A 14,366-nucleotide genomic window follows, 5' to 3' on the forward strand; every position below is an offset into this window, starting at 1 on the left:
GACTACCGATGCTAACTCGGTTTAGCAAGGTCGAAACCCCTGCTCGACCGGTGAATCCACTTGCGACGGAGGAGACGATGTTGTCCCGTCGAACACACCCCGGCCGGCCCCTCGGCACCCTCCTGGTCCTCACGCTGGCCGGCACGCTGGCCGCGGCCTGTTCGGGTCCGGGCGGCAGCGCGGGCCCCGGCGAAACCACCGCCACGGCCGTCACCGCGGAGCCGACGTGCGGGAGCGCACCGGTCACCCTGCGCGGCTACTTCGAAACCGGCTTCCCGATGGCGAAAGCGCTCACCGACGAGTTCACCAAGCAGTTCCCGAACGTCAAGTGGGACGTCCGCGAGGACCAGTTCGCGGTGATCACCCAGAACGCGCCGCGCGTCCTCGCCGACGACCCGCCGGACCTGATGCGCCTGCCGCAGGTGTCCGAGCTGGTCAAGGACGGCCTGCTGAAGAACCTCGACGGGTACGCGAAGTGGTTCGGCTGGGACAAGTGGCCGTCCGGGCAGCTCGCGCAGCTGCGGATGGGCCCGGGCGGGCGGCCGCGCGGAGCCGGGTCGCTCTACGCCATGGGCCTGAACTTCAGCGTGACCGGCGTCTTCTACAACAAGCAGCTCGCGGCCCGGATCGGCCTGACCACTCCGCCGGCCACGCTCGCGCAGCTCGACGAGGCCATGGCGAAGGCGAAGAACGCCGGGATCCAGCCGATCCAGCAGTTCAACGGCGGCGCCACCGGCGGGCTGGCCTTCCCGCTGCAGGACCTGATGGCCTCGGTCGGGCAGCCGGCGCCGATCAACGACTGGATCTACCAGAAGCCCGGCGCCACCATCGACACGCCGGCGAACCTGCAGGCCGCCCAGCACCTCGAGCGGTGGATCAAGGCCGGCTACTTCGCGCCGGACGTCAACGCCGTCGACTACGCCCAGATGGTGAGCCGGTTCACCGCCGGACAGGGCCTGTTCAGCTTCAACGGCGATTGGGAATCGGCCAACCTGGACAAGCAGATGGCCGGCAACGTCGGGTTCTTCCCGATGCCGCCGGCACAGGCCGGGGGCAAGCCCGCGGCGATGTCGGCACCCCTGACGGTCGGGATCAGCGCCAAGGCCCCGCACGCCGACTGCGCGGCGTTCTTCCTCAACTGGGTGGCCACCAACGGCAAGGCGCGGGAAGTCGCCGTGCAGACCGGCGGATCGCACCCGATGGGCCCCGCGGACGCGCCGCTGCCCCCGGTGGCGGCGGGCACGGTGACCGCGGGGACGCTCGAAGCCGCCGCCCAGGTCGACCAGGCCGGCACCGCCATGGACTTCATCGCCAACGCGACCGGGGCGATCTACGCCAAGAGCTGGACGCCGCAGCTGCAGAAACTGGTTTCCGGCGAGCAGACGCCGGACGGGCTGCTGAAGTCGGTGCAGCGCGACTACACCGACCAGGTCGGGAGCTAGGCCCCGATGACCAGGTCGGGCAACCTCCTCGCGGCCGGGCCGCGACCGTCCACCGTGGTGGGACCGCCGGCGCGCCGGCGCCGCCGGTCCCGCCGCACCGGCTGGGCGGGTTGGCTCTTCGTGGCGCCGGCCCTGCTCTTCTACGCCGTGTTCGTGCTGCGGCCGATCGTCCTCACCGTGCAGTACTCGTTCTACGACTGGAACGGCATCGGCGCGTCCCGGTGGGCCGGCTTCGGCAACTACGCCAAGGTGTTCACCGATCCGGAACTGTACGAGTCGATCCTCCACGCGTTCGAGCTGATCGTGTTCTTCAGCGGGATCCCGGTGCTGCTCGGCCTGGCGATCGCGGCGACGATCCGCCGCATCGCGACGAGCCGGCTCGCGCTCGTCGCCCGGACCGTGCTGTTCCTGCCGCAGGTGATCCCGCTGGTCGCCGCCGGCATCGCGTGGACGTGGCTGCTGTCGGCCACCGGCGTCGTCAACCAGCTGTTCTCGGCGCTGGGCCTCGGCAAGGTGTCGAAGGCATGGCTCGGTGACTCCTCGACCGCGCTGCCCGCCGTCGGGGTGATCGGCGCGTGGGTCCTGCTCGGCCTGTGCATCCTGCTCTTCCTGTCGGGCATGAGCAAGATCGACCCGGCCCTGTACGAGGCGGCGCGCATCGACGGGGCCGGGGTCGTGCGCGAGTTCTTCGCGATCACGGTGCCCAGCCTGCGCCAGGAGATCGGCGTCTGCGTGACGGTGACGATCATCGCCGCGCTCGCGAGCTTCGACGTCGTGTACGTCTCGACGCAGGGCGGTCCCGGGAACGCGACCATGGTGCCGGGCCTGGAGATCTACTACCTGGCGTTCTCGCAGCGCGAAGTCGGGCTGGCCTCCGCGCTCGCCGTCGTGCTGATGGTGGTCGTGCTCGCGGTGGTGCTCCCGATCCAGCGCGTCTCGAAGGAGGACAAGCCGTGAAGGGCTGGACCGGACGCATCCTGCTCGTCCTGCTGATGGCGGCGACGGTGCTGCCGTTCATCAGCCTCTTCGTCACCGCGCTGCACCCGTCCGGCTCGTACCCGTCCGGTTTGGACTGGCCGGCCGACCCGCAGTGGGGCAACTTCGCCAGGGCGTTTCAGGTGGCCCGGCTGGGCGAGTTCCTGAAGTCCAGCGTCCTGATCGTGCTCGGCGTCGTCCCGGTGTCCCTGCTGATCGCGACGATGGCCGGTTTCGCGACCGGGCACCTGCGCATGCCGGGCGGCCGCGCGGTGTTCCTGCTCTTCGTGCTCGGCCTGACGCTGCCGTTCGAAGGCATCATCACGCCGCTGTACTTCCAGGTCAGGGACATGGGCCTGCTCAACACCCGCTGGGCGATCATCCTGCCGCTGATCGGCCTGTACATGCCGTTCTCGGTGTTCTGGATGCGCGCGCACTTCGTGACCATGCCGCACGAGCTGTCGGAAAGCGCCCGGGTGGACGGGGTGAGCACCTGGCAGCTGTTCTGGCGCATCCACGTCCCCCTGGCGAAGCCGGCGCTCTCATCGCTGGCGATCCTGCTGTTCCTGTGGACGTGGAACCAGTTCCTGCTCGCGATCGTGCTGGTGGACAACCCCGCGAACCGCACGATGGCGGGCGCACTGGGCGCGTTCCAGGGCCAGTGGGGCACCGACATCCCGCTGTTGTGCGCCGGTTCGCTGCTGATCCTGACGCCGACTTTGGTGGTGTTCTTGATCTTCCAGCGGCGGTTCGTGTCGGCGTTGCTGGCGGGCTCGCTGAAGGGGTGATCGTCGTCTCCCGCCACAATACATCGCCGCGCTCGTCGGGTACAGCTGGGACGAGCTCGACGACAGTGCTCTGGAAGCCGGTATCCCGAAGACGGACGCGGACCTTCCGCCCGGCACGTGGTTCGCGTATCCGGTCGCAGGAGCACCAGACCTCACCCTCCGCATCGCGCGCGATCACGGTGCCGGAAAACTGAGCATGATCATCGACGGTGAGATGGACGACGTGGCATGGCTACGTACAGGAAACTTCGGATCTGATGGCGTGAAGCAATCTCGGCGTGCCCTCAGTTCGGATCACTTACCGAGCCAACCGTGACATTCGCATTGGCGGCCGTGCGCGGCGACGAGCTGGGCAGGCGCAAATCGCCGATGAGGAACGTTCCGTCGCCTTGGTCTGTCGACGCCGCGGTTACGTGGTGGGCGAACTCGGCAGTCGGCCACTGGGTGCGCGTGGACCAGCGTGCGCCGGAGAGCAGGGTTCCGGACAGCGTGGCGCCGGCCAGGAGTGCGCCGTCGAGGTTGGCGCGGTCGAGGGTTGCGTCGGTGAGGTTGGCGTTGACGAGCTGGGTGCCGATCAGCGAGGTTGCGGACAGATCGGCATTGGTGAAGTCGGCGCCCATCAGCTCGGCCTCGTTGAGCGTCGCACGGAACAGCGAAGCCCCGGCGAAGTCGGCGCCGAGCAGGAGTGTCTCCGTCAGGTTCGCGTCGTCCAGGTCGATAGTGACCGCCCAGAACACGTCCGGACGGTCCGGTCGGCGGTGCGTGTAGAGGATCTCCTGCGCGGCGCGGCGCACCTGCTTTTCTTGCCGCGCATCGGCGTCCTCGGGTTCGGCGAACGGCATCCGGAGGTAGGCGCACACCACGTTCACAATGGTCTGTCGCTGTGACTCGGCTGTCTCGCCGAGCCTGGCCAGCGCGTAGAGTCCGGCAAGACGGACCGGCGCGCGGTCACTGCCGAGCTGATCCGCGGCTTTCGTGTACAGCTCGGTTATCCGCCGTTCGCTGGCGTCGTACTCGGCGCGCTCGGCAACCTCCTGCTGGTGCTGCAGCGTCAACTCAGTGGACCGCTGCCGTCGCGCGGCGAGAAGTAGTGCGATCGCACCGCCGGTACCGACGACTACCGCGCCCGTGGTCCGCACTGCCTCCAGCCGCGCCAGATCCTGAGGGGCGCCGGTGCCGTACAGCACCAACAAGATCGTCAGGATGGCGCCGCCGATGAGGATGACAGTGATCGCGCCGATGATGATCGCGCGATTGGTCAACGGTTTCGGCGCCTCACGATCACGGCTCACAGACCGAGGCTACCCCAAGGCGCACTTTCACCGCTGATGGAAATGCTCCAGCGCGCCAGAACCCCAGGACTTGCACAGCAATGAAGACCCCAGTGTGCTCGACGAGCAAGCGTGGTCCCGGCTCGTGCCTGGCCTCGCCTATCAACCGACGTGCTAGCAACCGGCCGACGCGCCGTATGCGGAAAACCCCATCACACAAGGCCGGCTTGTCGAGGCCAGTACCAGCAAACGGTCTTGTCGACTGGGCGTTCACGGCATGAACATCCGCTCATGCCGCTGGTCGTGCGCTCACGTCCGCTCATGGGCGGCAATCGTCGAGCGACGGCTGAGGCCTGCGGGCGCTTCGTCACGCGTCAGGGACTGCCGCCTTCGGCCCTCCGGGCGAGTTGCTCCAGTTCGGCGGTGCACATCATGAGCGTGCGCGTCGGAAGGTGCCGGAGGTAGTGGTCCACATCGGCACCCAACACGAATACGTGCAGTGACAGCCCGGTTTCGTGGCACGACTCGATGGCCTGGCGAAGCGCGGCCAGCACGGCCGGGTGCCGGGTTTGGTACGAGGAGGCGACCAGGTGGTTGCCGCGATCCGCCGCGAGGTAGAACTGGATCAGATCCTTGGTGCCGACGAACAGTTCACTGGCTCCCGAAGTGCGGAACTCGGCCGTCGAGTGCACGGCCGCCGGTGTTTCGAGGAAAACGCCGAGTGGCGTGTCGCCGGTCAGGCCGAGGTGCTGCCGCAGCCGCAGGAACTCTTCCTGGTCATTGATGAACGGCACGGCGAAGCCGACTCGATCCGCGTCCCAGCCGAGGCGGACCCGCAGGTAGGCGCGGAGTGCCCGGAACGCGCGCGGATAGCGATGATCCGCCAGCAGCCACCGGGTGCCGTGGAGGCCGAGCTCCGGGTTGGGCTCGTCCTCCACCGCCACCCCGGTCGTGATCCGGGCGGCATCGTCCGAACGGAGGTCGAGCAGTCTCATGACCAGGCGTTGACCGGGAAGGAGCTCCTTCACCATCGAGCACAGCTGCGAGGCGATGGCTTCGCCGTAGTGCTCGGCCTCGCGATCCCCGGCCCGGAGCGAGTCGACTGGGCTCAGATCGGCGGCGAAGCAGACGAACTCCTCGCGGATGAAGTAGCAGTTCACCTGTTCGACGCGCGGCACGATGTCATTCGTGGACCGGATGTCGGCGGCGTCGGCGATGACCACGCAGACCGACTCGAGGTCGTCGAGGCCGGCACCTGCGAGTGGCACCTGCTGCCGCGTCGTGTCGACGCCGCCGAGGACGACCGACTCGCGATCGACCCGGACGGTGACTTCGCCCACCAACACGTCCGGCTCGAACGAATCGACGCGCAGGACGGGGATTCCCCGCGAGCGGCAAAGCGACTGCATGTGGCCGGTCCGGCCGCCTCTGGCGCAGATCACGGCGGATGAGGCGACGATGGCGTCGTAGAAGTCGGGGCCGAGTGTCTCGACCACCAGAACGGCGCCCTCGATCGGTTTCCTCGTGCGATTGCAGATGCCGCGAACGCTCGCTCGCGGCGAGCCGACGAGCAAGGACCCCGGTATTTCACGCAAGCCCGTCTTCTCACCGGTTTCCGGGTGATCCGCATCCGGTCGAGGCATGACACCAGGCTAGCCGGTCTCCCGCCGCAGGCGCGTCTTCCCCGCTGCGCCTCCGCTGGTCCACTGTGGACTCTCAGGGGAGTCAGCCGAGCGATTCCAGCGGCTCATCGAGCCCGAGCAAGCCACGAAGTTCGCGCGGTGTGACGGACAGGTCGTTGAGCTTCCTCATGGCGGCCGTGTTCACGGCGGATCGCAGGGCGCGATCGGTCCAGGGGGCCTCGCTGTCAGAGGTGGCGTCACGAATTCCCGCAAGGCTTGCCTCGAGCCGGGTCGCCAGGGCTTCTCGGTCGCGACTACGCCGAGCGGTCATTCGACGCACATCGAGCATGACCGAAGCTGCGAACGCCTTCCGCACCCCGAGGTCTTCGGTCAAGGTCTCGACCAGGTCCTCGGCATGCTCGTCGTAACAGGATTCGAGTCGGCGCAGCAGGGTCGCGGCGACGCCGACCGAATGGTTCTTGATCGCGGCGAGGTTGAACGTGAACGCGCCGATCCGGCCGAGCCGGACGATCTCGTCGCCCTCCCGCGGACCGCCGATCACGGAGATCGGACCGGACGCGACCCCGGACGGCCCGAGGAGGGCACCGGATCCGTCGACCTCCACGCCGCGCCCGGTACGCCGGTGCCGCACGGCGATCTTCTTCCGCAGGAGAGCCGCCCAGAGCGCCGACCCGACCCGTCCGTAGTCCGGCTCCCGCCCGAAGTTCGAGATCACGAGGTCCGCTTCGAGGGTTTGCGTCGACGACGACCCGCCCACCGACAACATCAGCGTGCCCGCCTCAGTGCCGACGATCCGGTCCACTTTTCCGGTGATGAGGGTGATCGGCCCGCCGTCGTCCATCGCCGCGTCGACGATCTCGGTCGTGTACGCGACCGCGCCGACCCGCAGGGCGGCCAGCAGCGTCCCGTACTCGTCGAGGAGCGCCCGCAGGTCGGCGGAGGGGATCCGGGCCAATACCTCGGGCAGGTAGGGCTCCCAGGACTTCGCGACCCGTTCCGACACGACCACCGGCGCCACCTCGGGGTGTTCGCGAGCGACGATCGCACACGCCCGTTCCCATTCGGCCGTGACGCGCTGAAGCAGCCCTCCGCGGCCTTCGTAGCTGTCGCTGTGCAGCCGAGGCGCCGGCAGGTCGAGAACGCGGTGCCGGTGGTCCGGCGGATAGGTCCGAAGCACCCGGCCGGATCGGGAGATCATGGCGATTTTCCCCGTGTGGCCGCGCCGCAGCAGCAGCGCGGCCGAGTCGTACGCGCTGAGCAACGTACCGATGATGGCGACCGTGGCGTCTTGCCCGATGCCGAGAATTCGCGCGATTCCCTCTTCGGAGTAGGGGTGCCGCACGAAGGACGGGTGGTTCATCACGTCGGCCGCGAACGGAAGGTCCCGTTCTTCAAGGCCTGTCGCGATGACGACGTGGTCGGCGCGGAGAGTGACGCGGTCGGGCGCGGTATCGGAATCGTTGCGGATCACAGAGAACCGGTCGACGACGACGTGTGCGTGGCCGCCGTCGACTTCCACGTCGACCACCTCGCCGTCGGCTTCGACCAGAGTCACGCCGTCCGTCGCTTCGCACGCGGCTTGGACGAGGCGGTCCGCAAGGTAGTCGGCATAGATCCGGCGCGGCGCGGGCCCGGACTCGGTGAACGTGAAGCCGCTCCACTCCGGGGGCCAGCCGGTGCGGTCGGCCTCGCTGTTCGCCCAGGCCACGAAGTCATCGACGTCTTCACGGAACATCGACATCCGGCCCGCCTGGATGTTGAAGACGTGATGCCAGTGGTTGCCCGCCCGGTGGTAGGCCACGCCGGCGCTGCGATACTCGGGATGCCGCTCGATCAGCACCAACTGCAAGGGCTCTCGCGCGAACTGGAGGAGGCGGACGGCGGTGGCGGTGCCTCCCAAGCCCGCTCCGACGATGACCACCCTGCGAAAACGGTTCGAGAGCCACATCGTGCCACTCCTGTCCCTGTCGGCTTCGCGAGTCGTCACGAACAGCGCTTCGAGTGGGCGCCCACCCTTCGACAGCGAGCGATGAGATTACCTTGTGTCGCCCAGCACACGCCGGGTCCGAACGTGTCTGCACATTCGGCCGACCGGGTCTGTTCGGCCACAAGCTGTACTTCCCCACTATGTTACAGGCGCCCCAACGCCCTCTCATGCCGACGACAGCGCGTTCTGGCCAAAACACCGACCGCCTCGCCATCGTCCTTGGCCGGCGTACCCGGCGCCGACGACCAGCCGACGCGGCAGCGTGAGCAGAGCACCGACAACAGCCCGATCCGGTTGCGCGGCTGCACCCGGCGGCTGATCACGTCGCGATCACGGAGACCGCGCTCACCGCGAGGAACGCGAACGGCAGCAGCACGGTGCCCAAGGCAGCCGGTGCGCGGGCCTCCACGGCTCAGGTGTGACGCAGGCCGCCGACCACGACGCGCGCCAGCACGTCCGGGCGCAGGATCGACGTCGGCGGTTGCAGGAGCCCGATGGTGCGGATGAACGCGGCGGCGGCCACGGGGTCGTGCGCGGCGACGCGTTGCAGCCGGGCCACGTATCGGTTCAGCGTCTTGGTGGACAGCGAGCGGTGGCCGGGGATCTCCGGCAGCGCCAGGTCTCCGAGCGCGTTGAGCTGCCACACCGGGTCGATGATCTTGGCCGCGGCGCGGAAGAACCGCGTGGACAGGTCCGCGTCGCCGATCTTCAGGCACCGCCGCAGGGCCTCGGACTCCAACGCCGCGACGGTCATGCCTTGGCCGTAGATCGGGTTGAAGCTGCACATCGCGTCACCGAATACGAGCAGACCCGGCGGGAACTGCCGCAGGTGCTCGTAGCGGCGGCGCAGGCTCGCCGGGAACCGGTGCGTGCGGATCTCGCTCACCGGTTCGGAGGCGGCCACGGCGTCCTGCACGTCCGGTGGCGCGGACCGCTTGAGGAACGCCAGGAAGCCCGCTTCGTCGGTCGGCGGGTGGTCACCCGCCATGCCCACCTGGGTGACCATCCAGTCGCCGCCCTCCTGCGCGGCGAACGCGAACCCGGTCGGCCGACCGGGCACCGGGCCGACCAGGACCAGCTTGTCCTGGAACGGTGTCTCCGGCCGCACGAGCCTGCTGGCGTACATCATGTTGACGTCGATCCGGTCCTCGGCGGGCATCGGCAGGCCGACCGACGCGAGCCACGACCGGGCCCGACCGGACCGGCCCATCGCGTCGATGACGAGGTCGGCGGCCAACACCTCCTCCGCGCCGTCGCGGTCCACCCGGACGCCGGTCACCCGGTCGCCCTCGAACACCGGCCCGACCACGTCGCAGCCGGGCACGATCCGCACGCCGGGACAGGCCGCCACCCGCGCCCGGACCGCGCCCTCCAGCATCGGCCGGGTCGCCTGGATGTCCGCCGCGCCGGTGTCCGAGCGCACCATCGGGTGACCCGCCAGCACGAACCGCGCGTCCACATTGAACCCCACCGGCACCGCGCCCGCCGCGACCAGCTCGGCCGAGAAGCCGGGGAACATCTCGTCGAGCGCATCCTTGCCGCGCAGCAGGATGGTGTGGAAATGCCTGGCCTGCGGCACCCCCCGCCGGTGCACGACGTCGGCCGCCAGGGGATCCCGGTCGACCACCGTGATCCGGTCGTAGGAGCCGACCAACGCCCGCGCCGCCAGTAGTCCACCCATGCTCGCGCCCAGCACCACCGCATGCGTCATGGGGCGACTGTGACAGTTTCCGCAGCGGTGCGCTTATTCAGCTGTGCTGATCTGCTCGGTCGAACGCCGACCAGATCAGCCAACCGGCCCCAACTGGTGGTCGAACACCAGGAAGCCACGCGCCAGTATGAACGATGCTGTTTCACGACAGGTTGACCGCCGTGGATAGTCCGCAATTACAAGCTTCGTCAAAGTGTCGCCGGAGGGCTCGCACTCTCATGCCGCAGTGAAGGCGTCGAAGCGGGAATCCTCCGGGTTCCCCGGACCCGGTCGGCCCGCGCGGAAGCAGCGCGTGCGTCGCGGCTGAAAACTACAGCTGGTTCGCGGCCCGCTTCACGGTCTTGATCACGGGTGCGGTCTCGAGGTGGGTGATGGCGGTCAGCCGGGCCAGCCGGCCCGTCAGGTACCTATACAGCTCCTGCTGGTTCGCGCACGCCACGCTCGCGCACACGTTCGTCGGCCCGGTGGTGGCGGCCGCGAACGCGATCTCCGGGTGTGCGGCCAGCTCCGTGCCCACCTCCTCCAGGTTCGTGGGGGCGACCGAGAGCCAGAGCAGCGTTCGGGGGCCGACGCCGAACATGCTTCCGTCGACGTCGATGTCCAGGTACAGCACTCCGCGCTCGCGCAGCTCGGTCATCCGGCGGCGGACCGTCGTCGGCGACCAGCCGGTCGCCGCGGCCAGGCGCTCGATCTCGGCCCGGCCGTCGGTCGCGAGGGTGGCGAGGAGCTTGCGGTCTCCGTCGTCGAGCCGGACCGGTCCCGGCCGGTGCGGGATCGGGGCCGGGCGCAGCCGCTCGATCGCCTCTTCGTCCAGCGATCCCAGCTTGGCGACCAGGCTGTCCGGGCCGCCGTAGAACGCGTGCAGCACCGAGTGCGCTGTCACGCCCTCCACGCGCGGGGTGCGCGGCAGCTTGGCCAGCAGCAGTGCCTCGCTGTCGGCCTCGCTTTCGGTGCGGACCGTGCAGGTGATTTCCGTGCCCCCGGAGGTGATGCTCACCCAGGACGTGTCGGGACGCCGGGCCAGCGCCTCGGCGACCGGCACCGACGCGGCGGGCGCGCACCGCACCCGCAGGAACCACAGCACCGCGCCCAGCGCGGCCGGGTCGACGCCGCCGAGCACCCGCACCGCCCCGGCCGACCGCAACCGGGCGTACCGGCGGGCGATGGTGCGATCCGATACGCCGAGAACGCCGGCGATCGTGCTGAACGGCGCCCGGCCGTTGATCTGCAGGGCGTGCACCAGCCGACGATCCAGTTCGTCGTATTCCACCTCGAAGAGGCTAATCAGTGTCGGATATCGACGCAATAACGCCGGTTTCTGGCACAGCCGCGTCGCCGGGCGGAGCGTCGCTCCCGTCCTGATCGACACAACCCGGGGAGACCCCATGGACACCGAGGTGCTCGTCGTCGGCGCGGGCCCGACCGGCCTGACGCTGGCCAACGAACTGCGGGTGGCGGGCGTGCCGGCCGTGCTGGTCGACAAGCTGCCGCAGCGCAGCACGTTGTCGAAGGCGGGTGGCGTGCAGTCGCGCACGCAGGAGGCGTTCGACCAGCGCGGCCTGCTGGAACCGTTGCTGGCCACCGGAAACCACCCGGCCGGCACCGCCCACTTCGCCGGGATCACGCTCCCGCTCACCCGAAACCGGCACGCCCACCCGTGGCGGTCCATCCCGCAGGTGGTGATCGAGGGTTTCCTCGAGCGGCACCTTGCCGCACAAGGCATCCACGTCCGGCGTGACCACGACCTGACCGGTCTCACCCAGGACGAGAACGGGGTCACCGCGACCTTCGCGAGCGGCAGCGTCGTCCGCTCCCGCTACCTGGTCGGGGCCGACGGCGGCCGCAGCACGGTCCGCTCGCTGCTGAAGGCGGAGTTCCCCGGCCGGCCCGGCACGATGACCACCGTCGCCGCCGACGTGCGGCTGAGTGGCGGCGGACAAGGGATGATGCACGCCCGAAGCGAGGACGGCCACTGGGTGTCGGTGTTCCCGCTCGGCACCGATCCGCAGGGCAGGCCGCTGCGCCGGCTCGCGCTGGGCGGGCCGGGCCGGTCGCTGCCCCGGGACGCCCCGGTCACCGAGGACGAGCTCCGCGACGGGCTGCGCGCCGTCTTCGGCTCACGCGTGCACCTGCTCGAACTGCGCTACGCCCGCCGCATCACCAACGCGGCCCGGCAGGCCGCCCGCTACCGGCACGGCCGGGTGTTCCTGGCGGGCGACGCCGCGCACGTCCACCTCCCGATCGGCGCGCAGGGCATGAACACCGGGATCCAGGACGCGCTGAACCTCGGGTGGAAGCTCGGCGCCGCGGTGCACGGCTGGGCGCCGCCGCACCTGCTCGACACCTACCACACCGAACGGCACCCGGTGGGGGCCGCCGTGCTGCGCAACGTCCAGGCGCAGAGCCTGCTGATGGACCACCAGAGCACCGGCGACCCGGATCTGGCGGCGGCGAAGGAATTGTTCGCCGCGCTGGCCCAGCTGCCGGAAGTGCAGTACCACCTGGACGACATGCTGTCCGGGATGGGCATCCGGTACCCGATGCCGGGCAGCGAAGGCCAGCCGCGCGTCGGTCTGCCCGCACCGGATCAGCGGCTCGGCCCGGTCCGGTCGCACGAACTGCTGCGGTGCGGGCGCGGTCTCCTGATCGACCCGGCCGACAGGTTCGGCGAGGTCGCCCACGGTTGGCGGAATCGCGTGGACCGCGTGGGACAGGGCGTCGACACCGAGCCGATGCTCATCCGGCCGGACGGCTACGTGTGCTGGGCCGGCCACCCGGACGATCTGGGACCGGCGCTCGGTCACTGGTTCGGTGACCACCCATAGGGCCTCCTGGCCGTGGCTTCGCCCCACGCGTTGATAAGCGGGCGGCACCTCCCTAGCGTGATAAGTGGAGATGACCTCCAATTTCATCACACTCGACGAGGTGCGCGTGAAGATCCTCATGTTCGGCCGGGGCGCCATCGCCACGGTGCACGGCTGGGCCCTGGAGCGGGCCGGACACGACGTCGAGTGCTACGTCCGGCCGGGCCGCGCGTCGGCTTACGGGGAGGCGGTGGAGCTCGATCTGCTCGACGCACGGAGGCGGGTGTGGGGGCAGCGCGTGGTCCAGGCGTGGCCGGTGCGCTACCGCGAACAGCTGCCGCCGGACCACGATTTCGACCTGATCGTGCTGAGCGTGCCGCACCACCGCCTGCCGGAAGCGGCCGCGTTCTTGGCGCCGCGCGTCGGCAACGCCACGGTCCTGGTGTTCGGCAACATCTGGGCCGAGCCACTGACCGCGATCGGCGCTCTGCCCGTCGATCAGGTGGCGTGGGGCTTTCCGTTGGCGGGCGGCGGCTTCGGCGAAGACGGCGTGCTCCGCGGAACGCTGCTGCCCGCGGTCGTCTTCGGCACCGTCGACCGGCCCCCGACCGCGCGCGAGAGAGCGACGCGGCGGGTGTTTCGCGAGGCCGGCTTCCGGTTGCGGGAGAAGCGCGATTTCCGCACCTGGCTGTGGCTCCATTTCGCGATGAACGCCGGCCTACACGCGCAGGGCCTGCGGCGGGGGACGCTGTCCGAATTGGTCGGAGCAACGGCCGATCTGCGCGAAGCGCTGCTGACCGCCCGGGAGCTGCTGCCGGTGCTCGAGGCGCGCGGCGCCGACCTGCGCCGGCGTGACACGCTGGGATACCGGGCGCCGACCTGGCTGACGGCCCCGGCGTTCGCGTGGCTGACCGCGCACGTCCCGCTGGTGCGCAGGAGTTTCGAGGGTCACGCCGACCCGGCAGCCGAGGAGCCACGGGAGGTCTGCCGCGACACCCTGGCCGAAGCCCGCCGGCTCGGCATCGCCGTGCCACGCCTGGAAGCGGCGGAATCGAGCTTCGCCGGTAGCCCACCCGTGGTCTAGGGTGCTGTCTCCGGGCCGGGGGATTCCGAAGGGGGCACCTTGTTCGACGAACCGACGGCTTCGCCATCGCGTCGCTGCTCTGTGGCCTGGTCGGGCTCATTCCCCTGGCCGCGGCGTTCGGCATCCGCGCGTTCAGCGTGCTCTGGCTCGGCGTCGGCGTGCTGAAGGCCGGATCCCTCCTGTTCGCACACACGGTCGCTGCGCCGCGAACCGCCGGCGGCAACGACTACATCCATGTGATGGGCGCGGGCGAGAACCTCACCGCGCCCGTGCAGCCCTGAGCTTCCTATTGAAGCTCCGCGCGCTTGTCGTCCGCGGCGACTCGCACGTCCCGGAAGTCCACGACGGCCGCTCGAGCGTTTCGGATCAGCTTCGCCAGATTGCCCTCCGACAGCAGCAGCACATCGTCGAGAACCTGCGGAGGCAGCTCCAGTTCCCGCGGGCCGTAGCAGTCGTGCCACGCCAGGTCCGCCAGGTGCAGCAGGTCGAGGGCCGCCTCGACGTTCTTGGACGAGAACTGTGCCTCGATGCGAGGTGTGCGTTCCCGGCGGCGTTGCTCACTTCCGACAGCCATCAGACCCTCCCACTGTTCTGCTCCAAGGATCCACGCGTCGACGCGAAACCGGTACGTGAAAGCCCCCCGGCACTAGAATCGGCCGGC

General features: G+C 69.6%; 12 protein-coding genes. 6 read left to right on the forward strand and 6 right to left on the reverse strand.

From position 1 onward, the window contains the following. Positions 1-80: 80 nt before the first annotated feature. From ACWDN5_RS22730 to ACWDN5_RS22740, 3 genes are read left to right on the forward strand one after another with little or no spacing between them, the layout of a single operon-like run. Positions 81-1,442 carry an ABC transporter substrate-binding protein gene (locus ACWDN5_RS22730; RefSeq protein WP_449677693.1) on the forward strand — a complete coding sequence of 454 codons (1,362 nt, stop codon included), beginning with the start codon at positions 81-83 and terminating at the stop codon, positions 1,440-1,442. A 6-nt stretch (positions 1,443-1,448) separates the two neighbouring features. Continuing rightward, on the forward strand, positions 1,449-2,399 hold the full coding sequence (locus ACWDN5_RS22735) for a carbohydrate ABC transporter permease (RefSeq protein WP_310976994.1): 951 nt from the start codon (positions 1,449-1,451) through the stop codon (positions 2,397-2,399). Next, the gene (locus tag ACWDN5_RS22740) at positions 2,396-3,205 is read left to right on the forward strand and encodes a carbohydrate ABC transporter permease (RefSeq protein ID WP_449677694.1); all 810 of its coding nucleotides are present in this window, start codon (positions 2,396-2,398) and stop codon (positions 3,203-3,205) included. Before ACWDN5_RS22735 ends, ACWDN5_RS22740 begins: the two co-directional genes overlap by 4 nt. Before the next feature lie 284 nt (positions 3,206-3,489). Here the strand turns inward: ACWDN5_RS22740 and ACWDN5_RS22745 are convergent, their stop codons facing one another. The 5 genes from ACWDN5_RS22745 to ACWDN5_RS22765 form a co-directional block, all read right to left on the reverse strand. Beyond that, positions 3,490-4,497: a pentapeptide repeat-containing protein gene (locus tag ACWDN5_RS22745; RefSeq protein WP_310976997.1), complete on the reverse strand. Its 1,008-nt coding sequence runs from the start codon at positions 4,495-4,497 to the stop codon at positions 3,490-3,492. 353 nt (positions 4,498-4,850) lie between these two features. Then, complete coding sequence (locus ACWDN5_RS22750; RefSeq protein WP_449677695.1) at positions 4,851-6,050, reverse strand: putative PEP-binding protein; 1,200 nt, start codon at positions 6,048-6,050, stop codon at positions 4,851-4,853. Between the two features lie 151 nt (positions 6,051-6,201). Beyond that, the gene (locus ACWDN5_RS22755; RefSeq protein ID WP_449677696.1) at positions 6,202-8,067 is read right to left on the reverse strand and encodes an FAD/NAD(P)-binding protein; all 1,866 of its coding nucleotides are present in this window, start codon (positions 8,065-8,067) and stop codon (positions 6,202-6,204) included. Positions 8,068-8,518: 451 nt separating this feature from the next. Next, entirely contained in the window at positions 8,519-9,817 is a 1,299-nt protein-coding gene (locus tag ACWDN5_RS22760) for an FAD-dependent oxidoreductase (protein WP_449677697.1), read from the reverse strand. 310 nt (positions 9,818-10,127) lie between these two features. Beyond that, positions 10,128-11,087, reverse strand: a complete 960-nt coding sequence (locus ACWDN5_RS22765; RefSeq protein ID WP_310977003.1) for an Lrp/AsnC family transcriptional regulator — start codon at positions 11,085-11,087, stop codon at positions 10,128-10,130. 115 nt (positions 11,088-11,202) lie between these two features. Here ACWDN5_RS22765 and ACWDN5_RS22770 point away from each other — a divergent pair, with 115 nt between their 5' ends. From ACWDN5_RS22770 to ACWDN5_RS22780, 3 genes are all read left to right on the forward strand, one after another. Next, positions 11,203-12,642 (forward strand): FAD-dependent monooxygenase, encoded by a 1,440-nt coding sequence (locus ACWDN5_RS22770; RefSeq protein WP_449677698.1) that lies wholly within the window; start codon positions 11,203-11,205, stop codon positions 12,640-12,642. A gap of 106 nt (positions 12,643-12,748) precedes the next feature. Further along, complete coding sequence (locus tag ACWDN5_RS22775) at positions 12,749-13,705, forward strand: ketopantoate reductase family protein (RefSeq protein WP_449677714.1); 957 nt, start codon at positions 12,749-12,751, stop codon at positions 13,703-13,705. Between the two features lie 137 nt (positions 13,706-13,842). Beyond that, positions 13,843-13,986 (forward strand): hypothetical protein, encoded by a 144-nt coding sequence (locus ACWDN5_RS22780; protein ID WP_310977006.1) that lies wholly within the window; start codon positions 13,843-13,845, stop codon positions 13,984-13,986. 5 nt (positions 13,987-13,991) lie between these two features. Here the strand turns inward: ACWDN5_RS22780 and ACWDN5_RS22785 are convergent, their stop codons facing one another. Further along, positions 13,992-14,279: a hypothetical protein gene (locus tag ACWDN5_RS22785; protein ID WP_310977007.1), complete on the reverse strand. Its 288-nt coding sequence runs from the start codon at positions 14,277-14,279 to the stop codon at positions 13,992-13,994. Positions 14,280-14,366: the final 87 nt, after the last annotated feature.

This window comes from Amycolatopsis sp. NPDC003731 (assembly GCF_053586895.1).

Coding starts and splice junctions, on each gene's coding strand:
- ACWDN5_RS22735 (WP_310976994.1), top strand. CDS start 1,449: ATGACCAGGTCGGGCAACCTCCTCGCGGCCGGGCCGCGACCGTCCACC.
- ACWDN5_RS22755 (WP_449677696.1), bottom strand. CDS start 8,067: ATGTGGCTCTCGAACCGTTTTCGCAGGGTGGTCATCGTCGGAGCGGGC.
- ACWDN5_RS22760 (WP_449677697.1), bottom strand. CDS start 9,817: ATGACGCATGCGGTGGTGCTGGGCGCGAGCATGGGTGGACTACTGGCG.
- ACWDN5_RS22770 (WP_449677698.1), top strand. CDS start 11,203: ATGGACACCGAGGTGCTCGTCGTCGGCGCGGGCCCGACCGGCCTGACG.
- ACWDN5_RS22785 (WP_310977007.1), bottom strand. CDS start 14,279: ATGGCTGTCGGAAGTGAGCAACGCCGCCGGGAACGCACACCTCGCATC.